We start from the raw sequence: 24,934 nt of genomic DNA on the forward strand, positions 1-24,934 counted from the left end.
CCGGTCCGTGAGGATTACCCTAGCGCGGCGCGGGTCAGACCTCGCCCGATTCGCGCAACTGCTGGCGCCGGTATTCGCCCTGCCGGACATGCATCCAGCCCGGGTATTCCGGCGGCAGCGCGCTGACCCTGTCCAGCGCGGCCAATTCCTCCCCGGTCAGCCGGATGTCCGTGGCCGCCAGGTTGTCCTCGAGCTGGTCCACGCGCTTGGCGCCGATGATGACGCTGGTGACGACTTGCTGGTGCAGCAGCCAGGCCAGCGCAACCTGCGCCACCGACACGCCGCGCGCATCCGCAATCAGCCGCAGCGCGTCGATGCTGTCATAGGCGCGTTCGCGGTTCACGGGCGGGAAATCGAACGCCACGCGGCGGCTGCCCGCCTCGGCTTCGCCGTCCCGGCCGTACTTGCCGCTGAGCAGGCCGCCGGCCAGCGGGCTCCATACCATCAGCCCGACGCCCTCGCTTTGCAGCATGGGGACGAGCTCGCGTTCCAGATCACGCCCGGCAACCGTGTAATAGGCCTGCAGCGACTCGAAGCGCGCCAGCCCCAGGCGTTCGGAAATGCCAAGCGCCTTCATGATCTGCCAGGCGGCCCAGTTCGACACCCCGATATAGCGCACGTGGCCATGCTGCACCAGCGTGTCCAGCGCGCGCAGGGTTTCCTCGATGGGCGTGGCCGGGTCAAAGCCGTGGATCTGATAGAGGTCGATATGGTCGAGCTGCAAGCGCGACAGGCTTTTCTTCACGCCGTCCAGGATGTGCACGCGCGAATTGCCCCGGGCGTTCACGCCCGCGCCGGTCGGTCCAAAGACCTTCGTAGCGATGACGACATCTTCGCGCGGGATGTTCAGATCGCGCAGGGCCTGGCCCGTGATGATTTCCGAACGTCCTTCGGAGTAGACGTCCGCCGTGTCGATGAAATTGATGCCTGCGTCCAGCGCGCGTCCCACCAGGCGGTTGGCGTCCTCCTGCTGCAGGCTGCCGATCTTGCTCCAGAGCTCGCCTTCGCCGCCAAAGGTCATGGTGCCCAGGCACAGCTCCGAGACGAACAGGCCCGTGCTGCCAAATTTCTTGTATCGCATGTTTGCTCCTTCAGGGGCTGGCGGGCGCGCCGGGTTCCGGAACGGAACGCCGCTGCGGCAGCCTGCCGGATGCGGACAGTATGCGACCGGCGGGCCCGGCACGCGCTGCTTGATCCTGCCCTTTTTTTGCCTGATTCTCCGGCACGACAGCCAGGCCGGACCGACCCGTCGTTTTCTCCGGAATTCCTGCCTGATTCTCCATTCCCCCACGTGAACACGCCGCCTCAGGCCCGAGATGGCAATACACTGGCGGACACCCAATCCTCCGCCGCCGTCGCCTCTCAAGGTGACGAACGGTGCGCCTTCGAGAGCCCGTCAATGTCCCTGAATCCTGCCCGATCGCTCGCCCCCACCGGTCACGACGCCGCCTGCGAACTGGCGCGGTCCGAGCTGCTGTGCATGCTGGAGCGCATGACCGGCAACCTGGAAGGCGCACTGGATACGCCGATCGAAGGCTTGTACCTGCACCGGCTGTCGCAGCCGTCGGGGGCGAAGCCGGCCTTGCAAAAGGCGGCGCTGGCGGTCATTGCGCAGGGGTCGAAACGCCTGCTCATCGGGGATGAGACCTACGAATACGATCCCTTCCATTTCCTGATCTCGTCGGTGGACCTGCCCGTGGTGGCCAAGGTGTCCGTCGCCAGTCCCACCCTGCCCTATCTGGGCCTGCGGCTGGACCTGAACCCCGAGGAAATCACCGCGCTCATCAGCGACGAAAACCTGCCGCCGCTGGTGCCTGAGCAAGCCTCGCGCGCGCTGTGCGTCAACCCGCTGGGCAGCACCCTCCTGGACGTCGTGCTGCGTCTGCTGCGGCTGCTGGACACGCCGCGCGACATTCCGATCCTGGCGCCGATGATCAAGCGCGAACTGCTGTACCGCCTGCTCATGAACGGCCAGGGTGTCGTGCTGCGCCAGACGGTGCTGCAAGATAGCCAGCTCAACCGCGTGGCCAAGGCGATCCGCATCCTGCGAGACAATTTCGCGCAACCGTTGCGGGTGGAAGAGATTGCGCGCGACGTGCACATGAGCGTGTCGTCGCTGCATCATCATTTCAAGCAGGCCACCGCCATGAGCCCGCTGCAGTATCAGAAGCACCTGCGGCTGCAGGAGGCGCGGCGGCTGATGCTGACGGACGATGCCGGCGTGGCGCTGGCCGCGCATGCCGTGGGCTACGAGAGTTCCTCGCAGTTCAGCCGCGAGTACAGCCGCCTTTTCGGAGCGCCGCCGCTGCGCGACAAGCAGCGCTGGAAGGACGAGACCGCGCTGGCCGCCTGAGAGCAGCCCCGACCCGCCGGTGCCAAGCCGATATCCCCCTGTGCCTCGAAGACGACCCGGATTTGTCTGCGTAATGGCGCATTTGTAGGGAATCGGCGCCGCGCGCCTTAATATGCTCGGCGGCCCACCGACGACCTGAGAGGATTTTGCATGCACGACCTGAATGACCTTTATTTCTTCGTGGAGGTCGTCAAGCATGGCGGATTTGCGCCGGCCGGCCGGGCGCTGAACATCCCGAAGTCGCGTCTGAGCCGGCGCATTGCCCAACTGGAAGAGCGCCTTGGCGTGCGCCTGATCCAGCGGTCCACGCGGACGTTCGCCGTGACTGAACTTGGACAGGAATACTACGACCAGTGCCTGGCAATGCTGGCGGGCGCCGAAGCGGCGCAGGATGTCATCGACCGCACCCACGCTGAACCGCAAGGCACCATCCGCATCGCCGCACCGCCCGCGCTCATCTACTACTTCCTGGGCAACGTGGTGGCGCGTTACATGGAAAAGTGCCCGAAGGTGAACGTCTACCTGAAGAGCTTCAGCCGGCCCGTGGACGTGCTGCGTGAAGGCTTTGACCTAGCCGTGCGGGTGCGCTTCGGCGCCATCGAAAGCAGCGATCTCGTGATGAAAAACCTGGGTATGAGCTGCCAGAGCCTGGTCGCCAGCCCCGCGCTGGCCCGCTCGTTGCCCGACCCCGCCGACTTGCAGATGATCAGCCGGCAACCCACCCTGGCGCTTGGGACCGAGCAGCGCGAATGCCAATGGCGCCTGCTGGGACCCGGCAACGCGCGCCTTGCCGTTCCCTTCATGCCCAGGCTGGTCACGGACGACATGCTGGCGCTCAAGCAGGCCGCGCTGCGCGGCGTGGGCGTCGTGGCGCTGCCCCTCTTGATGATCCGCGAGGAACTGGATGCGGGCACGCTCGTGACCGTGGGCGCCCCCTGGCAACCCGAGCCGGGCAGCGTGCATGCCGTCTTTCCGTCGCGCCGCGGCCTCCTGCCGGCCGTGCGCGAACTGTTGGATTTCATGGGCGCGGAGTATCGTGAAAACGCGCGCCGAGAGGCTGAAACCCAGGCACGCCACGGCATTCCCACGCTGGGCGCCCTAACGCCGGCGTTCAATTTATAGAACACTGAGGTGCAAATCACCGGACTAGCGGCTGTATCGTCCTGAAATTAGTATTCCTTCTACGCACTCAGCGTTGTTCTCAACACCGCGCACCACCGCGCAAAACTGAATCGACCAAAGGAATCAGCCATGACCAAGCCCTACGTTAAGCTCGACAAGTCCCAAGCCGCCGTTCTGCTGGTGGATCACCAGGCGGGCCTGCTGTCCCTGGTGCGCGACTTCCAACCCGATCAATTCAAGAACAACGTGCTGGCCTTGGCCGACCTGGCCGAATACTTCAAGCTTCCCACCATCCTGACGACCAGTTTCGAAGACGGCCCCAACGGCCCCCTGGTCCAGGAGCTGAAGGACAAATTTCCCGACGCGCCGTACATCGCCCGCCCCGGCAACATCAATGCCTGGGACAACGAAGACTTCGTCAAGGCGGTCAAGGCAACCGGCAAGAAGCAACTGATCATCGCCGGCGTCGTGACCGAAGTCTGCGTCGCCTTCCCCGTGCTGTCGGCCATCGAAGAGGGTTTTGACGTGTTCGTCGTGACCGATGCGTCGGGCACCTTCAACGAAGTCACCCGCGATGCGGCGTGGCGACGCATGGAACAGGCTGGCGCCCAGCTGATGTCGTGGTTCGGGGTGGCGTGCGAACTGCACCGCGACTGGCGCAACGACGTGGAAGGCCTGGGCACCCTGTTCGCCAACCACATCCCCGACTACCGCAACCTGATGGCTTCGTATTCGGCCTTCAAGTCGGCCAAGTAAGGCGCGCGGCCGGACTGCCGGCCGTAACCCGCTGAGACGGCAATGAAAAAAGGCCCAGGCGATATGCCTGGGCCTTCGTCATTTCGCCTTGCGGGCGAAGGGATATGCCTGTTGCGCCAGGAAGGTTCCTGGCATGTCGTTGTCCAGAATACCGTAGTGTTGCGGCAACCGGTTGCCTACCCCGCGCACCGCGGTGCCGAACAGGTAGTCGATGAAGGAAAAGTGCGCCGCGTAGTTCTTGTCGATCGCCTCGGTATCGGACGAATGGTGCCAGTGATGAAAGTCCGGCGTGACGATGATGTAGCGCAGCCAGCCCCACGGCAGCTTCACGTTGGAATGGATCAGCACCGCCTGGAATCCCACGATGATGATGTAGGCATCGAGCACGGCCTTCGAAAAGCCCAAGACGAACAGCACGCCCAGCACGGCCACGCGCGTGATCAACAGTTCAACGATGTGCAGGCGCGAGCCGGCCAGCCAATCCAGCGTGCGCGTGCTGTGGTGCACGGCATGGAAGCGCCACATGAACGGCACCTCGTGATAAATGCGGTGCGCGGCGTATTGCGCCAGGTCCGCCACCAGCACCGCCACGAACAGCTCCAGCAGATACGGCATCGACTGGATGGCCTGTTGCAGCGGTTCATAGGCCGCCCAGGAGAACAGGCGGTGAATGAAGAAGTTGATGCACAGCAGCACGGCCCCCACCGACAGGTGATTGAAGAGGAAGTGCTTCATGTCCACCTGCCACTCGCCCCGGAATACGGGCTGGCCAGGATAGAGCGGTGTCAGCTTTTCGAAAATGATGAAGACGGTGCTGGACGCCAAGAGGTCGAGGATGAACCAATCGAGTCCCAGATAGGGATGGCCGCCTGCGTTCGACGCTGTGACGGCAACCTGGCTGCCGCCCGCGGCCACCGCGCAGCAGACCAGCACGAAGGCCGAGATATTCAGCCAGCGCTGGCGGCCAAGCACGGTATTGGCCAGCGCGATCGAGCCCGACACCAGCAGCGCGCTGAACAGCAGCGTGCGCATCGCCTCCACCGAGTAGAAGCTGCGCAGCTCCGGCGTGGTGAGATAGGCGGGAAAGTGGAACGCCAGCACACCCAGCACCGAAAGGATCGCCAGGAAAAGCGCGATCACGCCGCTCATCATGCCGGTGCCGGGGTGGATCCGGCCATCCTGTTTGAAAAGGTCCATCACTCTGCGGTAGACCGGGGCGCGCTCTTTCATGGGTGTTCTGGGACAGTCCAAAGGGAAGCGAGTGTATCGCCGGGGACAGAGCGTCCTGTAATTAAAGGTGAACGTACGCGACAGAATGACTCATTTTGAGGGAGCCCTTGCGCCCCATCAACGGGCGGGAAGCCCGCCGCGGCCCCTGAGGTTGACAAGCCGTTGGCGTTGGCGTGTCATGGGCTTGACGCTGATGAGGGCGTCGAGCCAGGCGCATCGTCGGTCCCGTCAACCGGTTCCTCAAGAGGCCTTTATGTTCCCTGAATACCGCGAGCTCATTACCCAACTGAAATCCGAAAACGCTCACTTTTCGGCGCTGTTCCAGCGGCACAACGATCTGGACCAGGAAATCCAGAACATGGAGGACGGCATCACGCCGTCCTCGGGCACCGCGATCGAGGTGCTAAAAAAAGAAAAACTGCACCTCAAGGACAAGCTCTACGGACTGCTCCGCGCAGCCGACCAGAACGGTCACGACAAGCGCAACGGCAGCTGACCTGCCGCTCCATGCGGGCTACATCAATTCCAGGCCCGCGCCCTTGACGACGGCGGCGTACTTCGCCATTTCGGACCGAAAGTACGCCACCGTCTGCTCAGGCGGCATCAGGACAATACGGTTGTTCTGAGTCGCCATCGACTGCCTGACCTCCGGCGAGTTGAACGCGCGCGCGAGCGCATCAAATCCCTCATCCTTCTGGCGGACGGCGAAGGCGGCAGTGCGCTGCTACGCTGCCCTACCGTCGTCCATCAAGGAACGTCCGCCATGAGAACCGCAGTTGGCGTCGCGTGCGCATTGGCCATGCTGCTGTGCGGCGGTCCGGCCTTTGCCCAGTATGTGGTGCGCACCCAGGACATGAGCGGCAAGTGGAGCGTGCCCAACCCGCACTACGAAGGCGTGCCCGAGCTCTTTCGCGCCAGTTCCGGCGCCAAGCGCGCGTGCCTGGATCGCGGCCCGCCCAGCAACCTTTACCGTGCGACCAAGGTCATCGACCTGCGCACGGGCGAAGAAGTGCTGGTCGTCGATTGCATCCCGATTCGCGCCGAGCAGCGCCAGCGGTCGGAACAGATTCGGGCGAACGCCTCGAAGGCGGCGCCGGCGCAGTGAGGCATTGCCGGCCGGCGCAGAGGGTGAAACTGCGCGCTATCGCGTCCGCGCGCCGTCCTTCTCTCCGGCGGACGAATTCACGTATTCCTTGACCGTACCGTTCTTGTTGTACGTCACGGTCAGTGTGCGCTGATCCTGCATGGCGCCGAACTCGTTGTTGTTGAAGTAGAACCACGAGGCCGTGCGCAGCCCCTGCTTATTGACGCTCTGCGTGCGGGGCGGGCCAAAATCGCGAACCATCTCATCGAACGTCGTGACGTTGATCTTGATGGCTTGCACCTTCGATTGCGTGACCAGGTCTCCCGGCGCGGGCGAGGCGCAACCCGCCACGAGCGCGGCCACGAAAAGCACGGACGATCTCATTGAACTTCCCCAATCCTGGCGGCCGGCATGTGCGGCCGTTGTGGTTATGACGTTGTGGTTATGAATTTAGAACGAGCATAAGAATACCCCGGCCAACGCCCTTGACGCGGTTCGGCGTCGGCCCGATTGCCCGGTCTGCGCCTGTCATGTTGCGGTCATCTACAATGCCGCCACTTGCCGAGCGCGAAGTGGCGCCGGCCCGCAACAAACAGGCAGCATGACCCGCGCGAAGAAATCAGCACCCAGAAAGAGAGCCCCAGCCAGCAGAAGCAAGGCCGCAAGCGGCGGCCGCATCTTCCGGTTCCTGCGCACATTCGCGCTGACCTCGGTGGCCGCCTTCGGCGCAGCCACCTATGCGCTGAATCCGCAGTGGCGCCCTCAGTTTTCGCTTGACGACATTCTTGCGCGCGTCGGCTGGCCGACCCACGAAAAGTTCGCGCCCGCGGCGGTGCCGGCAGGCGGCATGGCGCACACGCGCTTTGCCGAGTGTCCGCAGTTCTTCCCGCAGCAGCGCCCGCCGGTCGTTCCGGCCAGCCAAGCCCTGCGCGAGCTGTGCTTTTCCAACTTCGCCATCTTGCACAACGGCCAGACCAAGACGCCGGTGTTCGTGGCCGAGCGCCTGAACCGCAAGATCTTGACGCAGGCGCAGGACATGCAGCGGTCCGACAAGTTCTATGCCGAAGCGCGTGTGCCCCGCGCCGAACGTGCCGAACTGACGGACTACCGCGGCTCGGGCTATTCCCGCGGCCACATGGCTCCGGCGGGCGACATGTCCACCCCCGAAGCGATGGCGCAGAGCTTTTCGCTGGCCAACATGGTGCCTCAAGACCAGCGCCACAATGGCGGCCCGTGGAGCCAGATCGAACAGGACACGCGCAAGTACGTAATGCGCGCCTCGGGCGACGTGTATGTCTTCACCGGCCCGTACTACGGCGACAAGCCCAAACAGATCGGCTCGGGCGTGGCCGTGCCAAGCCATCTGTTCAAGGTCGTCTACGATGCGTCCAGCGGACGCTCGTGGGTGCATTGGCAGGCCAACAGCCCCAGCACCACGGCAGGCGCGCCCATCAGCTACGAGGAATTCGCACGGCGCACGGGTATGCAGCTGCTGCCAACGTCGAAGCCTTGACGAAGGAGCAGGACGGCGATGAATGGCGCGATTGCCGAGGCCACCCGCCTCGCGCAGATGGACAATCGCCGCCACGCAAGCATGTGCCGCATGGCAGCGAAACACCGCGTTTCATACGGGCTGAAACGCCCCGTTCAACGCGCGGGAGCCGGCGCACTGCCGGCCGGCGTGGCGGGATTGGCCGGGGTAGCCGGCGTAGCGGGCACCTGGATCTCTTTCTTGCGCAGTACGCCGCCCCCCTGCACGCTGCCCTGCACACTGGTGGGCGAGTTCATCTTTGCCACGCAGGTCTGCCGCTGCGATTCCGGCAGACGGTTGCATCGCGCCAGCTCGTTCTGGCGGAGCTGCTCCGGGCTCTGCGCATTCAGGTTCTGACGATCACGCTCTTGCCGCGCCGCGGCCGCTTCGCGCAGGCATGTCTCCAGCGGTTGGCCGGAGGCGCCACTCTTGCAGGTCGCGACATCCTGCTGATGCTGCGCTTGCGAGGTGGCGCTGGTGTCGGCAGCACGGGCCGAGCCAGCCGTCCACGCCAGACCCGCCAGGCAAAGGATCGCGGAAACGCTTTTCAGGGACACTTGAACAGCATTCATGGTCGGCTCCTTGGAAAAAGGGGGGATGCGCCCGGCGACGCGCCGAGCGGTGACTCCCGCCGATATATCTAACATGCGGCAATCATCGGTCGCCACGAACGAAGTAACGCGATGTGTCAGGACCCATGCCCGTCCAGGTGGGCAAGGACGGATGCGGCGACACATTCCAGCGGGCGTTGCGCATCGACATGCGTCCAGCCTTTCACGTCGCGTTGCCGCGACAATTGGGCGCGCACCACATCCTCAGTGGCGTCCGAAGGGTCATTCGTACGCTGATTCACGCGTGCCGACAACGCGGCCGGTGACGCATCGAGCCAAAACCCGCTGAAGGGCACCCCACCACGCGCCGCGCACTGTTCAATACGCTGGCGGCAGGCCTCCCGCTCAAACACTGCATCGGCGATCACTGCGCAACCAGCCTGGACCAATTTCTGCGCGCAAACGGCCTGTGCCGCGTAGACGCTTTCGGAAAAGTCGGTTTGATAAGCCATTTCGGGCAGCTTCGATGAGGCCGGCACTCCCCACATCTGCTTGCGAATACGGTCACTGGACAGTATCCGAGCCCCCGGCATCGGGCCAAGCGCATGCGCGATCGCGACGGCCAACGATGATTTTCCCGAGCCGCTGAGCCCGCCAATGGCAACCAGACGCCCAACGCGCGGCGACAGGCAGGCAAGCGCGGTATCGATATAGCGCTGGGCCTTTCCCAGGAGAGACGGTCGCGTGGTGTCGATGGCTTCTTCGGCCTGCGCGACCAGGACGTGGGCGCGGATGACGGCTCTGATGGCCAGGAACAACGGCATCAGCGCCATGCCCGCGTCATCGTGGCAGAGATCCAGATATCGGTTCAGCACGACGTTGGCTTGCCGCGAAAACCCCTGCGAGCAAAGATCCATGATCAGAAATGCCAGGTCGTACAGCACATCGATGGTGGCAAGGGCATCATCGAACTCGAGGCAGTCGAACAGCATCGGCGCCCCATCGATCACGCAGATATTGCGCAAGTGCAGGTCCCCGTGACAATGGCGCACATGCCCCGCCGCCGCCCGCGCGGCCAGCAACGGTGCCTGCTTGTCCAACTCGTCACGAATCGCGCCGCAGAGCACCTCGATCTTCGGTCCAGGCAGCACGCCGGCCGCGACAAGAAGTTTCTCCGCCGCGGCCAGCACGTGGGCCAGCCTGGAAGGCACATCGACGCCGCCCACGACCGGCGCGTTGTCATGAGACTTGGCAATCTCTCCCGCAATGCGCTCCGCCAGCGCGTCGGTCAGCCCTTCCCGCTGCGCGACGGCTTCAAGCAGCGCATCGTCCGGGAAGCGTCGCATTTCCACGACAGCATCAATCAGTTCTCCGGGGCCGTCGAAATTCAGATTGCCCTTATCGTCACGCCTGATTTCCCGCACCGCCACATACAGATCGGGCGCGGTTCGCCGGTTGAGCTCAAGTTCACGCAAGCATGCCGCCAAGCGCAGCGCCGCAGCGGAGAAATCGGCGTAGGGAAAGCGCACCGCCTTTTTCAGTTTGAAAGCGCGAATCCCGGCAAGGACAATAACGGAGATATGGGTGCGTATCGTGACGATGTCGCCCGCAGGCACGCCGTGAACATCAGGACGGGTCAAGAATTCCAGCGTTGCGGCCTGGCCCCTCGCGTCCGGGTCCACGTGTTCATCTGTCTGGTTCATGCAGGTCCGCCTCGCATCGCAATGCCGTTGGGTCAGACGTGCTGGCCCCGCTAGAACCCTGCGGGGAAGGTTTCTGGCGCTTCATCCAATTTCCAGATGTCGCCCCATTCCAGAGGTTCAACCGCTCGCGTCTCGTCAAAATGCAGCACGCAGTCGAACTGCCGTGGCAGGCAGGCGTAAAAATAATGGCTGCCTCGTTCCGTTTCCGGACGGTAGACGACCCCAATGGCGCGCTCCAGGCGGGACGTCGACAGCGCCCGCATCACCTCTTGATCGCTGTTGAGCGGCAACATGAAGCGGCGAAGGCCCGTCTCATGGAACAGCGATTCGTAGCTTCCCCGCAGGCCAGGGCGCACCCGCATGCGCTCGGCGGGCAAGTCCCAATCGGCCGCCGCCGTCACGCTGCCCTGGTAGGTCGTCAGTCCGATCAGAAACGCCTGCTTGCCATAGGATTCACGCGCCAACTGTCCCACGGTCAACTCGCCGGCCTGGCCCACTTGCGTGGCACGCGCGTCGCCCACATGAGAATTGTGTTCCCACACCACGATCTTTGGTGGCAGGCCGTCTTCTGTCCGAGGCAAATGCCTGGCTAGCGCATCAAGCGTTTCCATCATGTGCCGATCCCGCAGATTCCAGGACGAAACGCGCTGGTCGAACATGGTTCGGTAATACTGCTCGGCGTTTGCGATCAGGCGCGCGTTCTGCTGCACGTAAAAGAGCGCATCGCTTGCCTCCTGGCCATCGCGCCTCATATATTCGGCCGCACGGGCATTGAGATCCTGCATTTGCGCGATCACGGCGTCCCTGCAGGACGCCGACATGCCATGGTGCGCAAAGTAGCCGTAGCGCTCGCTACTGCTGCCGAAATGATCGAAGCAGGCGTAACGCTGACGCGCATCACGCGCAGCATCGGGGTCGACCTCATCCAGGTACTTCAGCACTTCGGCAATGGACGTGAACAGGCTATATAGATCTAGCCCATAAAAACCGACGGGCGCCGCGTGTGCGGGCAACGATTGGTTGAAAGACCGAAGCCACTCCACGAACCGGACGACCTCGGTATTGCGCCACATCCACGTTGGAAATCGCTTGAACCCGGCCAAGGCCTGCTCGCCGGAATTGTCGTCGCCTTGGCCGCGCAGGTATCGGTTGACGCGATAGGCATCGGGCCAATCCGCCTCGACCGCAACTGCAGAGAATCGCCTTTCGGCGATCAGCCGCTGCGTAATGCGAGCCCGTTCTTCGTAGAATTCGTGTGTGCCATGACTGGCTTCGCCGATCAGCACGAAGCGCGCGCCGCCGATATGTTCAAGAAGCGCGTCGTAGTCCGTCATTCCTCCCGTAAGCGGCCGCGCTGCCGCAGACAGTTGGGCAAGCGTGGCGGCGTGAGCATCGATGGCGGTTTCCATGTGCACTCCAAAGGCTGGACCAGGGGGCATCATCCATTGCGCGACGAAGAAGTCGTCGTCGACGCGGTGGACGGATGCCGGCGTTGCGCCTCGTGCAGCAGATGCAGAACCTCGTTATCCGCAGTCTGTTCAAAATCCGCATACCATTGCCCGACGCCATAAAACGGCGTCGGCGTATGCAGACACACGACCTCGTCCGCTTCGCCCTCAAGCTCTTGCCTGATCTCGGCAGCGGCAACGGGCACGGCGGCAACAACCCATGCAGGATTATTCTTGCGTACGGACTGAAGCGCCACGCGCATGGTCGAACCCGTCGCAAGGCCGTCATCCACCACGATGACGACTTTTCCCTGCAATGGAAGCGGTGGCCGCCCCGCGCGATAGAGCGATTCACGGCGCTCGATTTCTTTCCGTTCACGCGTCACGATGGACTCGATCGCTTTTGGATCGACGCCGTAGGCCTCAATTTCCCTGGTCTGGAATAGCGACTGATCGCTGCTGATCGCGCCGATGGCGTATTCGGGATGCCCCGGCATTCCGATCTTTCGCACCACCTTGATGTCCAGGGGTGCATCCAGTTCGGCTGCGACTTCGAATCCCACCGGCACGCCGCCTCGCGGCAACGCCAGCACGATCACATCCGGCCGCCCCGCATATCGGGCCAATTGCCGCGCGAGCAACAGCCCGGCCTCGCGCCGGTTTCTGAAGAGAATGTTCATGATCTCTTGCGTCCCCAGCCCGTTGTCTTGCCAGGCCGTGACCCGCGCGGACATCAACGCGCGCCCTTGTGATCTTTCTGGCCAGTATTTTTGTGCCGTCCCAGCGACTCGGCCATTTCGGCCTTCTGCCGCTGTGCCACGGCGTCTTCCTTCTGGCGCGCCTCTTCTTTTCTGGCTTTCGGCGGGGGAGTTTTGGCGGGTTGCTGCATGATGGCCTCCTGGACGTTCGCCGCCCGACGCGGCGGGATAGCCCATCATGAACCGGCGCCGCGGCGCCTTGTTGACGAAAATCACGAATTTTCCAACCACCCGTTCATCGAATCTTTGCCAGGGGCACAGACGCGCCCCGCTTGGCGGGCTTGCACGCGTCGCCCCCCGAACGCCCGGCATGAAACGCACCCCATTTTTCCATTGACGATCGTCAATACTGACTCGCCCTGCCCCGGGAAAATCGATGCGAAGAGCGCCGAATCCGGGGTGCGCGACGGAACACGCGTACCCCTTAACTCGTCCCTTATTCCGACAGGAGAGCCATCATGAAAGACGAAGAACTTCGCCGTCACGTGCTGGACGCCTTGGAGTTCGATCCCCGCGTCGATGCGACCGGCATCGGGGTCGCGGCTTCCCAAGGGGTCGTAACGCTGACGGGGCATGTCAGCACGTTCAGCGAAAAGTACGACGCAGAGAAGATTGCCGCACACGTGAAAGGCGTCAAAGGCATCGCGCAGGAGCTCGAGGTCCGAACCGGCTACGAGCAAGGAAACTCGGACGAAGAGCTGGCCAAACGCGCGATCACCAGCATCGGCTGGAATGTGTCCATCCCCGACAACAAGGTGCAGGTCAAGGTGCAACACGGCTGGGTGACCTTGACCGGAGAGGTCAGTTGGAACTTCCAACGCGTGGCGGCCGAAAGCGCCATTCGCCGCCTATCCGGCGTCAAGGGCGTCGCGAACCAGATCAAGTTGTCGAACAACGCGCAGATCAGCGATGTGAAACAGCGAATTCAGGACGCGTTGAAACGAAGCGCCGCGCTGGAAGCACACGATATTCAAGTGGCCGTGCACGACAGGCACGTCACGCTGATGGGAAAAGTGAATAGCCTGGCCGACAGGCGCGTCGCCGAGCAGGCCGCATGGAGCGCGCCAAGCGTCATAAGCGTGGAAGACAAGCTCACCGTGGGCTGATGGCGGCGCTTGCGCTGCGGCTTGCCGGCGGGCAACCGCCGAATCAATTGGCGTGACTCAACGCGCCAGGTAGGCGCGCACGAGTTCCATCAGATACTGGCCTTGGGGCGTCGGCGTGCTGTCACGCCGGCGCACGATGTACACCTCCCGCGTAATGTCGGGATCCAGGACCGGAATCGACTTCAGGCCATAACCATGCGCCTCGAACAATGCCGGCATGATGGTCACGAAATTGCCCGACTGCACCAGCCCGATCATGGTGGCTAGCTGATCCACTTCGATGGTCCAGGGCAACTCCAGCCCGCGGGCATTGAGGACGCTGTCGATCTGCAGGCGGGTGGAACTGACCGGATTCAGTCCCACCACCGGCAGGCCGGGCAACTTTTTCCACGACAGCTTGCGGCTGCGTGGCGCCAGGGCAGAACGCTCGGCGTACACCAGATTGAAGCCATAGGTGGCGACGCGCTCGGCCTCCAGGGTGGGGCCGAATGACACCGGCGTGGTGATGCCGAATTCCACCTCGCGTTCTTCGACCAGGCCCGTCGTGACGGTGGCGTTGCCGTCGCGGATTGACAGGTACACCTGCGGATGCCGTGCATAGAACTCGGGCAGCACCTTCGGCAGCACCGAATAGCCGACCGAGGCCACCGTGCTCACCATCAGCGTGCCTTCGTGCCCCCGCGCGCGGCGGGCTGCCTCGGTCAGACTGGCATCCATCTGCGTCACGATAGGCAGCACGCGCTCATAGAGCGCGCGGCCCACCGACGTCAGCACCACGCTGCGCGTCGTGCGTTCGAACAACCGCCCGCCAATTTCCGATTCCAGCTTCGCAATGCGCCGGCTCAAGGCCGACGTCGTGACGCACAGCAACGCGGCGGCCGACGTGTATTGACCCATGCGCGCCACGCAGCAGAACGCGCGGATATCTTCCAGATCGTAATTGATTCTCATGGATTAATAATCGTTGAAATTTTTTCGATAGACGTAACTATACGCGCTGGCCGAACATGCCGGCATTACTTCGACGAGCCATCATGAATCCACAAGGCAAGGGCATTTTCCTGAAATCGATGAGCAGCTTCTTCGTGGGCGGCGCGACCGCCGTGCTGGAAGGCCTGCCGGTCGAATATCGCAGCATGGTCCTGAACGGATCGCCGCGCGAGGTCAACCCGAACGGAGAACAGGTCTATGGGCAGATGTATGTCCAGGAGTACCGCCTGGCGCAGCCCCGCCATCCGGATCCGGTGCTGCTGTGGCATGGCGGGGGCATGACCGGCTGCACCTGGGAAACGACCCCGGATGGCCGCAACGGCTGGCTGTGGAAATTCCTGGACGCCGGTTACGACGTGCTGGTCAGCGATGCGGTGGAACGGGGCCGTTCGTCATGGGCACGGTTCCCGCAGGTGTATCGCGAGGCGCCCGTCTTTCGCACCAAGCGCGAGGCGTGGACGACGTTTCGCATCGGGCCTGTCTACGACCCGGACCCTGCGCGGCGGCAAGCCTATGCAGGGCAACAGTTTCCCACCGAGGCGTTCGACGCGTTCGCCAATCAATGGGTGCCGCGCTGGCCGGGCCACGAGTCCATGATCCTCGCGGCCTATGAAGCGTTGATCGACCGGGTGGGACATTGCCATATCGTGGCCCACAGCCAAGGCGCGGGCTTTGCAGCCGAAATTGCGCGCCGTCGGCCACGCGCGGTGCGCCGGGTGGTGGGCGTGGAGCCCGGCGGCATGCCGCAAGCGGCGCCGATTGAAGCGCTGCCGCCGCATCTTGTGGTGTGGGGCGACTTCATCGAACCGTCGGGATCGCACTGGGTCGGCTACCGCCAACAAGCCGAGCGTTACCTGGATTCCATACGGGGGTGCGCCGACGTAACGGTGCTGGACTTGCCCGCCAGCGGCATCGCGGGCAATTCGCACCTGCCGATGATGGACCGCAATAGCGACGAGGTGTTCCAACGCGTCCTGAACTGGCTGCAAAGCTGAAGCAACACAAACGACAACAACGGGAGACAACCATGAACATTCGAACCCTTTCCAGCGCAGCGCTGCTGGGAGCCCTTGTGTTGGGAGGAACGAGCGCGGCGCATGCGCAGGCATACCCTGCCCATCCCATCAAGCTCATCGTGGGCTACGCGCCGGCAGGCTCGGTGGACACGTTTGCTCGCATCATTGCCCCCGAACTGGGCCGCGAACTGGGCCAGACCGTCGTCATCGAGAACGTCGCGGGAGCCGGAGGCATCATCGGCGTCACGCGCGCCGTCAACGCCAAGCCCGATGGGTACACGGTACTGATGGGCATCGTGTCCGACGTCGTGATCGCGCCCATTCTGCAATCGTCGGCCAAGTACACCTACCGCGACCTGGCCGCTGTCGCGCCGCTGGGCACAAGCGGCGTCGGCGTGGTGGCGAACCCGAACCTGGGCGTGAAATCGTTCGGCGACCTGATTGCGCGCGCCAAGGCCAACCCGGGCAAGCTGACCTACGGCGCCACGGGCGTCGGCTCGCTGCCCGCCATCGCCATGGAGAGCTTCAAGCTCACCACCGGTACGGACATCACCTTCATTCCCTATGCAAGCGCCTCGAAGATCGCGACCGATGTCATCGGCGGCAATGTGGATATCGCGGTGTCTGGGCTGCCAGCCCTGCTTGAACTGATCAAAAGCGGGCGAGTGACGGGCGTGGGCGTCATGAGCCGCGACCGCGACATCGGCAACCCAGACTTGGCGTCGGCCAGTGAAACACCGGAACTCAAAGGGATGGACTACTACTTCTGGACCGGAATTTTCGCGCCGTCGAATACGCCGGAACCCATCGTCCAGACATTGAACGCCGCGTTCAGCCGTGTCATGGCCAAGCCGGAGATCCAGGCACGGTTCAAGGAATTGGGCGTGAAGGTCAGCCCGCCCACCTCGCCCACGGCGTTTGGGCAGTTCGTGGCGAGCAGCGATGCGCAATGGCAAAAGCTGATCGAAGAAGCGAAGATCCCGCGGCAGTAGAAGGAAGGGACGGAACAAAATGGCCCCAAGCTTTGTGAGCTTGGGGCCATTTTGTTGTCCTACCGAATGGTGGTCCATAGGATGGGCCACCTGTCGTCTTTTCTTGCACTGCGGAAATCCGGAGACCCGCATGAATATTGGTCGGGGCGGTGGGATTCGAACTCACGACCCTCTGCTCCCAAAGCAGATGCGCTACCAGGCTGCGCTACGCCCCGAAGGGTGGAGACTATACCAGAAACTGTTGTCTGGCGTGCGCTGCGCCCGACCCTGCGGTCAGCCGAAACGGCCCGTGATGTAGTCCTCGGTTTCCTTGCGCGAGGGCTTAACAAAAATCTGGTCGGTCTGACCGAATTCCATCAGTTCGCCCAGGTACATATACGCCGTGTAGTCCGAACACCGCGCGGCCTGCTGCATGTTGTGCGTCACGATCACGACGGTGTAGTCGTTCTTCAGTTCGGCGATCAGCTCTTCGATCTTGGCGGTGGAAATGGGATCCAGCGCCGAGCACGGCTCGTCGAGCAGCAGGACTTCGGGCTTGATCGCGACGCCGCGGGCGATGCACAGGCGCTGCTGCTGGCCGCCGGAAAGGCTGTTGCCGCTCTGGTGCAGCTTGTCCTTCACTTCGTTCCACAGCGCGGCCTTGCTCAGCGCCCATTCCACGCGCTCGTCCATCTCGCCCTTGGACAGGCGTTCGAACAGACGCACGCCGAAGGCGATGTTGTCGTAGATGCTCATGGGGAACGGCGTGGGCTTCTGGAAGACCATGCCGACCTTGGCGCGGATCAGCGAGATGTCGGTCTTGGCCGTCAGCAGGTTTTCGCCATCCAGGAGGATTTCGCCCTCGGCGCGCTGGCCGGGGTAGAGCTCGAACATGCGGTTGAACGTGCGCAGCAGGGTCGATTTGCCGCAGCCCGACGGGCCGATGAAGGCGGTGACCTTCTTCTCCTGGATCGACATGTTCACGTTGCGAATCGCGTGGAACTTGCCGTAGTAGAAGTTCAGGTCCTTGACCTCGAGCTTGTTCTTGACTGCGGTAGCGGTGTTTTCCATTGCATTTCCCTTGGCTCCGGCGCGGCTGGCGCGCCGGGATAGCGATCTTTACTTGCGGAACAAGTTGCGGGCGATGATGTTGATGCCCAACACCAGCAGCGTGATCAGCGTCGCGCCGGCCCAGGCCAGGTTGTTCCAGTCCTTGAAGGGGCTGGCGGCGTATTGGTAGATGACGACCGGCAGGTTGGCCATCGGACCGTTCATGTTCAGCGACATGAACTGGTTCGACAGCGCGGTGAACAGCAGCGGCGCGGTTTCGCCGGAGATGCGGGCGATGGCGAGCAGCACGCCGGTGATGATGCCGGACTTGGCGGCGCGATAGCACACCATGGTGATCATGCGCCACTTCGGGCAGCCCAGCGCGGCGGTGGCCTCGCGCAGGCTATTGGGCACCAGCAGCAGCATGTTGTCGGTGGTGCGGACCACGACGGGAATCACCAGGATGGACAGCGCAACCGCGCCGGCCCAACCGGAGTAATGCCCCACCTGCGCCACATACACGGCGTAGATGAACAGACCGATGATGATCGACGGCGCGGACAGCAGCACGTCGTTCAGGAATCGCGTGGCCGGCGCCAGCCAGCCGCGCTGGCCGTATTCAGCCAGATAGGTGCCGGCCAGGATGCCCACCGGCGTGCCGATCAACGTGCCGACGCCCGCCATCATCACGCTGCCGAGAATGGCGTTGAGCAAGCCCCCCGCCTGGCCCGGCGGCGGCGTGATTTCGGTGAAGAGCGTGTACGACAGCGCGGGCGCGCCCTTCATCAGCAACGTGATAATGATCCAGAACAGCCAGAACAGGCCGAAAATCAGCGTCGTCATCGACACGGCGAGCATGATGCGATTGACCACGCGGCGCCGGCGATAGATGCCGTTCTGCATGTTGAGTACGGATTCAGCCATGGTTTTTCCTTGTGCTTCCGGGCGTCAGGTCTTCTTGCCTTCGCCAGCGGACAGGCGGACCAGCAGCGCCTTGGCCAGGGCCAGCACGATGGTCGTGATGAGGAACAGGATCAGGCCCAGTTCCAGCAACGCCGCCTTCTGGATGCCGCCCGCCTCGTTGAATTCGTTGGCGAGCGCCGAGGCGATGGAGTTGCCGGGCGAGAACAGCGAGCCGGACCACTTGAACGCATTGCCGATGACGAAGGTCACGGCCATGGTTTCGCCGAGCGCGCGGCCCAGGCCGAGCATGATGCCGCCGATGACGCCCGACTTGGTGAAGGGCAGAACCACGCGCCACATCACTTCCCAGGTCGTGCTGCCCAGGCCGTACGCCGATTCCTTGAGCATCGCGGGGACCAGCTCGAACACGTCGCGCATCACGGCGGCGATGAACGGGATGATCATGATCGAGAGGATCAGTCCTGCGGTGAAGATGCCGATGCCGAACGGCGGACCCGCGAACAGTCCGCCGATGATGGGAAGATTGCCCAATGTCGCGATCAGGAACGGCTGCACGTACTGCTGGAACACGGGCACGAAGACGAACAGGCCCCACATGCCGTAGATGATGGACGGGATGGCCGCCAGCATTTCGATGGCGGTGCCCAGCGGGCGGCGCAGCCAGGTCGGCGACAGTTCGGTCAGGAAGATGGCGATGCCGAAGGACACCGGCACGGCGATGATCAGCGCGATCGCGGACGTCAGCAACGTACCGATGATCGGCACGACCGCGCCGTAATTGGAATTGACCGGATCCCAGTCATTGAGCCACAGGAACGACAGGCCGTATTTGGCCAGCGATTCGCGGCTGCCATAGATGAGGGAGATAAGAATTGCCGCCAGCAGAATGAACACCAGGAAGGCGAACAGGCGGGTCAGATTCTTGAACAGCGCATCCATCAGCGCGTTTTTTGTTTGCTTCATAGGCGAAGGCGTGCCGGTAGTCACGGAATCCGCCACGCTGGGCGGAAGCGGCACACTATTATCCATTACCGCGCTCATGGATGGACTTTCCTTAGGAAACCTGGGGGGAACAGCAGGTAGGTCGAATTACAGGCGGCGGCCCCGCCCGCCGGGTGGCGTCGGGGCCGCGCGTTACTGATTTACTTCCAGACAGCCTGGCCGTCGGCGGACTTCACTTCGCCCCAGGCGGCGCGGATTTCCTTGGTCACGGCTTCCGGCAGCGGCACGTAGTCCATGGCTTCAGCCGACTTGGCGCCGTTCTTGAAGGCCCAGTCGAAGAACTCCAGCACCGCCTTGCCCTGAGCCGGCTTGTCTTGCGACTTGTGGATCAGGATGAAGGTAGCGGCGGTGACGGGCCACGAATCGGCGCCCGGCTCGTCGGTCAGGACCACGCCCATGCCCGGCGCGCTCTTCCAGTCGGCGTTGGCGGCCGCGGCGGCGAACGCCTTTTGCTCGGGTTGGACGAACTTGCCGTCCTTGTTCTGCAGTTGCGTCCAGGCCAGCTTGTTCTGCTTGGCGTAGGCGTATTCGACGTAGCCGATCGAGTTCTTCAGCTGGCCGACGTAGGCGGCGACGCCTTCGTTGCCCTTGCCGCCCTGACCGGTGGGCCACTTGACGGCCTTGCCTTCACCGACTTGCGACTTCCACTCCGGCGACACCTTGGACAGGTAGTTCGTCCAGCCGAAGGTGGTGCCCGAGCCATCCGAACGGTGCACGACGATGATGTCGGCCGACGGCAGCTTCAGGTCAGGGTTCAGCGCCTTGACGGCGGCATCATCCCACTTCTTGATCTTGCCCAGGAAGATGTCGGCCAGGACCTTGCCCGACAGCTTCAGCTTGCCCGGCTCGACGCCGTCGACGTTCACGACGGCAACGGTGCCGCCGATCACGGCGGGGAATTGCAGCAGGCCGTGCTTTTCCAGGTCGGCAGCCTTCATCGGGTCATCCGAGGCGCCGAAGTCGACGGTCTTTGCAATGATCTGCTGCTGGCCGCCGCCCGAACCGATGGACTGGTAGTTGACCGCGTTGTTGGTCGCAGCCTTGTAGTCGGACGCCCACTTGGCGTAGATCGGGTACGGGAACGATGCGCCGGCGCCGGTCACGTTGGCGGCCTGGACAGCGAAAACGGCGGCGCTCAGCGCGACGCCCACGGAAACTTGCTTGAAGACACGTTTGAACATCTGGGTTCCTTCTGTGCTCGTTAAAGGAGTCTTGGCAGGCTTTTTAGCTGCCTGTCTTTCAGCGACCCTCGCATCTTAGGAGTCCAACGTGACAAGACCATGACAGTCATGATCCCGGGTGCCGGCCCCGCGAAGCCGGATCCGCGCGGCGGCATGGGGAAGCCCGTCCCTGAATGAAAAAAGCCCATTTCCACTGCGGAAATGGGCTGCCCGGGGCCGTGCTCAAGCCCGGGGACCGGCATGGAGCGGCGCTCGTCACCCGCTGCAATATCAGGGACGGTTTGCCGCCATGTCGGTGTTACACGCCCAGCTTCTGCATCAGGAACTGGTGCACGTTGAAGGGCTCGCGGCGGCTTTTGACGCGCGCGTAGTCGCCGCTGGGTTGCTGCTGCCAGGCGAGCTGGTTGTCGCGCAGGGCATAGGTGAACGCTTCGTCGATGACGCGCTTCTTGAGCGTCTTGTCATAGATCGGGAAAGCGATTTCCACGCGCCGGAAGAAATTGCGGTCCATCCAGTCGGCAGACGACAGGTACACCGTCTCTTCGCCCTCGGCATAGAAATAGAAGACGCGGGAGTGCTCCAGGAAGCGGCCCACGATGGAACGCACGCGGATGTTCTCCGACAAGCCCGGCACCCCGGCGCGCAGGGCGCAGACGCCACGCACGATCAGGTCGATCTTCACGCCTGCCTGGCTGGCCTTGTAAAGCTCGGCGATGATCTGCTCTTCGAGCAGGGAATTCATCTTGGCCATGATGCGCGACCGCTTGCCCGCCTTGGCGGCGCGCGCCTCGGCGCGGATCAGCGACACCATGCCCTCGTGCAGGGTGAACGGCGACTGCATCAGCGACTTCAATGCCCGCCGCGCGCCCAGGCCGGTCAGCTGGGCGAAGACCTTGTCCATGTCCTCGCACAGCTTGGGATCCGCAGTCAGCAGTCCGAAATCGGTGTACAGCCGCGCCGTGCGGGGATGGTAGTTGCCGGTGCCCAGGTGGGCGTAGCGGCGCAGACGCCCTTTTTCCCGGCGCAGCACGACCGCCATCTTGGCGTGCGTCTTGTGCGCCACCACGCCGTAGACGACATGCGCCCCCACCTCTTCAAGCTTGGAAGCCCAGTTGATGTTGGTCTGCTCGTCGAATCGGGCCATCAGCTCCACGACCACCGTCACTTCCTTGCCGGCGCGCGCGGCCGCCAGCAGGATCTTCATCAGCTCGGAGTCCTCGCCGGTACGGTAGATGGTCTGCTTGATGGCCATCACGTCGGGATCCAGCGCGGCCGCAGTCAGGAAATCGATGACGGGCTGAAACGACTGGTAGGGGTGGTGCAGCAGGCGGTCGCATTCGGCCACCGCTTCAAAGAGATCGGCCGGCTTGTCGCCGACCCGGTCAAAGGGCGCGGGCACGGGGGCACGATAGTCGGGAAACAGCAGATCCGGGCGCGCCGCGGAATTGCACAGCTGCATGAGGCGCGACAGGTTCACCGGGCCCGGCACACGGTAGGTGTCGTCCGCCTTGAGCGAGAACTCGCGCTGCAGGAACGTTTCGAGTTCGACCGGCGTCAGCTTGTCGATCTCCAGCCGGACGGCCGCGCCGAAGTTGCGCTGCGACAGCTCGCCTTGAAGCGCATGGCGCAGGTTGGTGACTTCTTCCTCGTCCACGAAGAGGTCGCTGTTGCGGGTGACGCGCCACTGATAGCAGCCCAGCATCTCCAGGCCCGGAAACAGCTCGCCCACGAAGGCGCGCAGCAGCGAGGTCAGCAGGATGTAGCCTTCGGGCTGCCCCGACAGTTCCTGGGGCATCTTGATCAAACGCGGCAGGGCTCGGGGCGCCTGGACGATGGCGATCGATGCCTGACGGCCGAAGGCATCGGCGCCCGCCAGCGACACGATGAAATTCAGGCTCTTGTTGTAGACGCGCGGAAACGGATGCGCGGGATCCAGCCCGATGGGCGTCAATAGCGGCATCACGTCGCGATGGAACACGTCGCGCGCCCATTCCTGCTGCGCGGCGTTCCATTCGGAAGCGTGATGCAGCGCGATGCCCTCGGCGTGCATCGCCGGCAGGATGTCGTCGTTGAGCAGGTTGTACTGGCGGCCCACCAATTCATGCACGGCCTGCTGCACGCAGTCGAAAGCCTCGTCCGGCGTCATGCCGTCCGGGCCGACCAGGTTGGGCGACTGGCGCTGCTGCTCTTTCAGACTGGAAATCCGGATCTCGAAGAACTCGTCCAGGTTGGAACTGACGATGCACACGTAGCGCAGCCGCTCAAGGAGCGGCGTCTTGGGGTTCTCCGCCATCGCCAGCACCCGTTCATTGAACTTGAGCAGCGACAATTCGCGATTCATGAGCAAGGGCTCGCCTGGCGGACGTGTGGGCATACCGGATTCCATACGAAAAGAGAGCGTGAAGTTTTACTGCAAAAGAGTGACGGTTCTATGACAGCGCCCATTCGCTAAGGGTACGTCAAATACGGGACATATGGCGCATCGGCCTGACGCTTGCAAGCGCCTGTTCCATAAGCAAAAACCCGAAGCCGAAGGCGTTGTCACATGGGGTCTCTATAATCGGTCCACCTCACAGCCAATATCACGAGCCGCATGGATCAACTTCTGGCCGCGGTGGACCTCGGGTCCAACAGCTTTCGCCTCTCCATCGGACGCATCGTTCAGCAGGACGGTACGCCCCAGATTTACCAGATCGACCGCCTCAAGGAAACCGTCCGGCTGGCCGCCGGCCTGGATGCCGAAAAACGGCTTAGCGACGACGCCATCGATCGCGCCATCGCCGTCCTGGAACGCTTCGGCGAACGGCTTCGCAGCTTTCACCCCAATCGGGTGCGCGCGGTTGCCACCAACACTTTTCGCGTCGCCCGCAACACGCGAGACTTCCTGCCCCGGGCCGAAGCCGCGCTGGGTTTTCCGATTGAAGTCATCGCCGGCCGCGAAGAGGCCCGCCTGATCTTCACGGGGGTGGTCAACACCCTGCCCCCCTCCCCCAACAAGCGCCTGGTCATCGACATCGGCGGCGGTTCCACCGAAGTCATCATCGGCAAGGGGCTCGAACCCGGTCTGATGTCCTCGCTTTACATGGGCTGCGTCAGTTACAGCCGCCAGTTCTTCTCGGACGGCGTGGTGGACGCCCACCAGATGAAACAGGCCGAACTGGCCGCGCGCCGCGAAATCGAAGTCATCGCCAAGCAGTACCGCAAGACGGGCTGGAAGGAAGTGTATGGCTCTTCCGGCACGGCCAAGGCGCTCTTTGCCATCCTGACCGAAGGCGGCTATTCCAACCGCGGCATCACGCGCGTCGGGCTGAACAAGCTGAAAGACCGCCTCGTGCGCTCGGGCCGCGTCATCCCGTCCGAGCTGCCCGGCATCAAGATCGAGCGCGCCGACGTGCTCCCGGGCGGGCTGGCCATCATGAGCGCGTTGTTCGACGAACTGGGCATCGACGTCATGCACACCGGCGACGGCGCGCTGCGGCTGGGCGTGCTGTACGACCTGCTGGGCCGCGACGACGAGCACGACAAACGCGATGAATCGGTGCGCCAGTTCATGAAGCGCTACCACGTCGACGTGAACCAGGCGCGCCGCGTGCGCCACGCCGCCCTCACCCTGTTCGATGCGATGTTCCCGGAAGGCCAGGAACGCGCCGAACTGCGGCCCGCGCTCGGCTGGGCGGCAGACCTGCACGAAGTGGGCTTGTCGATCGCGCACAACGCGTATCACAAGCACACCGCCTACGTGCTCGAAAACGCAGACATGCCCGGCTTCTCGCGCGCGGACCAGCAACTGCTGGCCCTGCTGGCGCTGGGTCACCAGGGCAAGCTCGTCAAGCTGGAACCCCTGGTGCGGTCGCGCCCGCAGTGGAAAGCCATTCTGGCTCTGCGTCTGGCCGTGCTGCTGTTCCGCCGCCGCGGCGAGATCGAGCCCCTGCCGCTGACCGCCTCGGTCCGCGACAACTCCATCGTGGTGCGCGTCAACCGCGAATGGCTGGCCGAACATCCGCTCAGCGACTTCACGCTGCGCGCGGAAGAAGCCGAGTGGAACAAGGTCGGGTTTTCGTTCGAGTTGCTGGAGTTCTGAAGCGGCCGCGCGGGGCGGCCTGGCCGCCCCGGCGCTTCAAAATGGCGACAGATCGGTTTCCCGATCGAGCCGCCTGA

Annotated in this window: 24 protein-coding genes and 1 tRNA gene; 10 read left to right on the forward strand and 15 right to left on the reverse strand. The window is 63.4% G+C overall.

Annotation, left to right across the window (positions count from 1 at the left end; translation table 11 throughout):
- Positions 1 to 34: 34 nt before the first annotated feature.
- On the reverse strand, positions 35 to 1,081 hold the full coding sequence (locus HV786_RS16585) for an aldo/keto reductase (protein ID WP_128827378.1): 1,047 nt from the start codon (positions 1,079 to 1,081) through the stop codon (positions 35 to 37).
- A 318-nt stretch (positions 1,082 to 1,399) separates the two neighbouring features.
- Between HV786_RS16585 and HV786_RS16590 the strand changes: the two genes are divergently transcribed.
- From HV786_RS16590 to ycaC, 3 genes are all read left to right on the forward strand, one after another.
- Positions 1,400 to 2,353, forward strand: coding sequence for an AraC family transcriptional regulator (locus HV786_RS16590; protein WP_128827377.1), 954 nt, complete (start codon positions 1,400 to 1,402; stop codon positions 2,351 to 2,353).
- 150 nt (positions 2,354 to 2,503) lie between these two features.
- Positions 2,504 to 3,475 (forward strand): LysR substrate-binding domain-containing protein, encoded by a 972-nt coding sequence (locus HV786_RS16595; protein WP_128827376.1) that lies wholly within the window; start codon positions 2,504 to 2,506, stop codon positions 3,473 to 3,475.
- Between the two features lie 129 nt (positions 3,476 to 3,604).
- Positions 3,605 to 4,231 carry an isochorismate family cysteine hydrolase YcaC gene (gene ycaC, locus HV786_RS16600; RefSeq protein WP_128827375.1) on the forward strand — a complete coding sequence of 209 codons (627 nt, stop codon included), beginning with the start codon at positions 3,605 to 3,607 and terminating at the stop codon, positions 4,229 to 4,231.
- Between the two features lie 78 nt (positions 4,232 to 4,309).
- Here ycaC and HV786_RS16605 read toward each other — a convergent pair whose 3' ends face one another.
- Complete coding sequence (locus HV786_RS16605; RefSeq protein ID WP_056326880.1) at positions 4,310 to 5,461, reverse strand: sterol desaturase family protein; 1,152 nt, start codon at positions 5,459 to 5,461, stop codon at positions 4,310 to 4,312.
- Between the two features lie 253 nt (positions 5,462 to 5,714).
- On the opposite strand from HV786_RS16605, the gene HV786_RS16610 reads away from it, so the two are divergent.
- Positions 5,715 to 5,957, forward strand: a complete 243-nt coding sequence (locus HV786_RS16610; protein ID WP_056326879.1) for an HP1242/YdcH family protein — start codon at positions 5,715 to 5,717, stop codon at positions 5,955 to 5,957.
- 267 nt (positions 5,958 to 6,224) lie between these two features.
- Positions 6,225 to 6,566 carry a hypothetical protein gene (locus HV786_RS16615; protein ID WP_128827374.1) on the forward strand — a complete coding sequence of 114 codons (342 nt, stop codon included), beginning with the start codon at positions 6,225 to 6,227 and terminating at the stop codon, positions 6,564 to 6,566.
- A 36-nt stretch (positions 6,567 to 6,602) separates the two neighbouring features.
- Here the strand turns inward: HV786_RS16615 and HV786_RS16620 are convergent, their stop codons facing one another.
- Positions 6,603 to 6,929 carry a hypothetical protein gene (locus HV786_RS16620; protein WP_175211297.1) on the reverse strand — a complete coding sequence of 109 codons (327 nt, stop codon included), beginning with the start codon at positions 6,927 to 6,929 and terminating at the stop codon, positions 6,603 to 6,605.
- Between the two features lie 217 nt (positions 6,930 to 7,146).
- Between HV786_RS16620 and HV786_RS16625 the strand changes: the two genes are divergently transcribed.
- On the forward strand, positions 7,147 to 8,058 hold the full coding sequence (locus HV786_RS16625) for a DNA/RNA non-specific endonuclease (RefSeq protein ID WP_128827373.1): 912 nt from the start codon (positions 7,147 to 7,149) through the stop codon (positions 8,056 to 8,058).
- Positions 8,059 to 8,192: 134 nt separating this feature from the next.
- Here HV786_RS16625 and HV786_RS16630 read toward each other — a convergent pair whose 3' ends face one another.
- The 5 genes from HV786_RS16630 to HV786_RS16650 form a co-directional block, all read right to left on the reverse strand.
- Positions 8,193 to 8,648, reverse strand: coding sequence for a hypothetical protein (locus HV786_RS16630; RefSeq protein WP_252869993.1), 456 nt, complete (start codon positions 8,646 to 8,648; stop codon positions 8,193 to 8,195).
- Between the two features lie 116 nt (positions 8,649 to 8,764).
- Positions 8,765 to 10,330, reverse strand: a complete 1,566-nt coding sequence (locus HV786_RS16635; protein ID WP_128827372.1) for a bifunctional aminoglycoside phosphotransferase/ATP-binding protein — start codon at positions 10,328 to 10,330, stop codon at positions 8,765 to 8,767.
- 50 nt (positions 10,331 to 10,380) lie between these two features.
- Complete coding sequence (locus HV786_RS16640) at positions 10,381 to 11,739, reverse strand: erythromycin esterase family protein (protein ID WP_128827371.1); 1,359 nt, start codon at positions 11,737 to 11,739, stop codon at positions 10,381 to 10,383.
- 29 nt (positions 11,740 to 11,768) lie between these two features.
- Positions 11,769 to 12,458: a phosphoribosyltransferase gene (locus HV786_RS16645; RefSeq protein WP_128827370.1), complete on the reverse strand. Its 690-nt coding sequence runs from the start codon at positions 12,456 to 12,458 to the stop codon at positions 11,769 to 11,771.
- 53 nt (positions 12,459 to 12,511) lie between these two features.
- Positions 12,512 to 12,667, reverse strand: coding sequence for a hypothetical protein (locus HV786_RS16650; protein WP_155739284.1), 156 nt, complete (start codon positions 12,665 to 12,667; stop codon positions 12,512 to 12,514).
- Between the two features lie 327 nt (positions 12,668 to 12,994).
- Between HV786_RS16650 and HV786_RS16655 the strand changes: the two genes are divergently transcribed.
- On the forward strand, positions 12,995 to 13,642 hold the full coding sequence (locus HV786_RS16655) for a BON domain-containing protein (RefSeq protein WP_056326861.1): 648 nt from the start codon (positions 12,995 to 12,997) through the stop codon (positions 13,640 to 13,642).
- Between the two features lie 57 nt (positions 13,643 to 13,699).
- On the opposite strand, the gene HV786_RS16660 is transcribed toward HV786_RS16655, so the two are convergent.
- Positions 13,700 to 14,593 carry a LysR family transcriptional regulator gene (locus HV786_RS16660; protein WP_128827369.1) on the reverse strand — a complete coding sequence of 298 codons (894 nt, stop codon included), beginning with the start codon at positions 14,591 to 14,593 and terminating at the stop codon, positions 13,700 to 13,702.
- Positions 14,594 to 14,676: 83 nt separating this feature from the next.
- Between HV786_RS16660 and HV786_RS16665 the strand changes: the two genes are divergently transcribed.
- Together HV786_RS16665 and HV786_RS16670 are read left to right on the forward strand one after the other, a co-directional pair.
- Positions 14,677 to 15,627, forward strand: coding sequence for an alpha/beta hydrolase (locus HV786_RS16665; RefSeq protein ID WP_128827368.1), 951 nt, complete (start codon positions 14,677 to 14,679; stop codon positions 15,625 to 15,627).
- Between the two features lie 32 nt (positions 15,628 to 15,659).
- Positions 15,660 to 16,640 (forward strand): Bug family tripartite tricarboxylate transporter substrate binding protein, encoded by a 981-nt coding sequence (locus HV786_RS16670; RefSeq protein WP_128827367.1) that lies wholly within the window; start codon positions 15,660 to 15,662, stop codon positions 16,638 to 16,640.
- Positions 16,641 to 16,778: 138 nt separating this feature from the next.
- On the opposite strand, the gene HV786_RS16675 is transcribed toward HV786_RS16670, so the two are convergent.
- From HV786_RS16675 to ppk1, 6 genes are all read right to left on the reverse strand, one after another.
- A tRNA-Pro gene (locus HV786_RS16675) sits at positions 16,779 to 16,855 on the reverse strand.
- A 58-nt stretch (positions 16,856 to 16,913) separates the two neighbouring features.
- Positions 16,914 to 17,690 carry a phosphate ABC transporter ATP-binding protein PstB gene (gene pstB / locus HV786_RS16680; protein WP_056326853.1) on the reverse strand — a complete coding sequence of 259 codons (777 nt, stop codon included), beginning with the start codon at positions 17,688 to 17,690 and terminating at the stop codon, positions 16,914 to 16,916.
- A gap of 48 nt (positions 17,691 to 17,738) precedes the next feature.
- Entirely contained in the window at positions 17,739 to 18,593 is an 855-nt protein-coding gene (gene pstA / locus HV786_RS16685; protein WP_082586400.1) for a phosphate ABC transporter permease PstA, read from the reverse strand.
- Positions 18,594 to 18,617: 24 nt separating this feature from the next.
- Complete coding sequence (pstC, locus tag HV786_RS16690; RefSeq protein ID WP_056326851.1) at positions 18,618 to 19,634, reverse strand: phosphate ABC transporter permease subunit PstC; 1,017 nt, start codon at positions 19,632 to 19,634, stop codon at positions 18,618 to 18,620.
- A gap of 101 nt (positions 19,635 to 19,735) precedes the next feature.
- Positions 19,736 to 20,776, reverse strand: a complete 1,041-nt coding sequence (pstS, locus tag HV786_RS16695; protein ID WP_128827366.1) for a phosphate ABC transporter substrate-binding protein PstS — start codon at positions 20,774 to 20,776, stop codon at positions 19,736 to 19,738.
- 298 nt (positions 20,777 to 21,074) lie between these two features.
- Positions 21,075 to 23,150 carry a polyphosphate kinase 1 gene (ppk1, locus tag HV786_RS16700; RefSeq protein ID WP_128827365.1) on the reverse strand — a complete coding sequence of 692 codons (2,076 nt, stop codon included), beginning with the start codon at positions 23,148 to 23,150 and terminating at the stop codon, positions 21,075 to 21,077.
- 219 nt (positions 23,151 to 23,369) lie between these two features.
- Between ppk1 and ppx the strand changes: the two genes are divergently transcribed.
- Positions 23,370 to 24,857, forward strand: a complete 1,488-nt coding sequence (ppx, locus tag HV786_RS16705; RefSeq protein WP_128827364.1) for an exopolyphosphatase — start codon at positions 23,370 to 23,372, stop codon at positions 24,855 to 24,857.
- Positions 24,858 to 24,934: the final 77 nt, after the last annotated feature.

This window comes from Achromobacter mucicolens, assembly GCF_902859725.1.
Taxonomy (GTDB): domain Bacteria; phylum Pseudomonadota; class Gammaproteobacteria; order Burkholderiales; family Burkholderiaceae_B; genus Achromobacter; species Achromobacter mucicolens.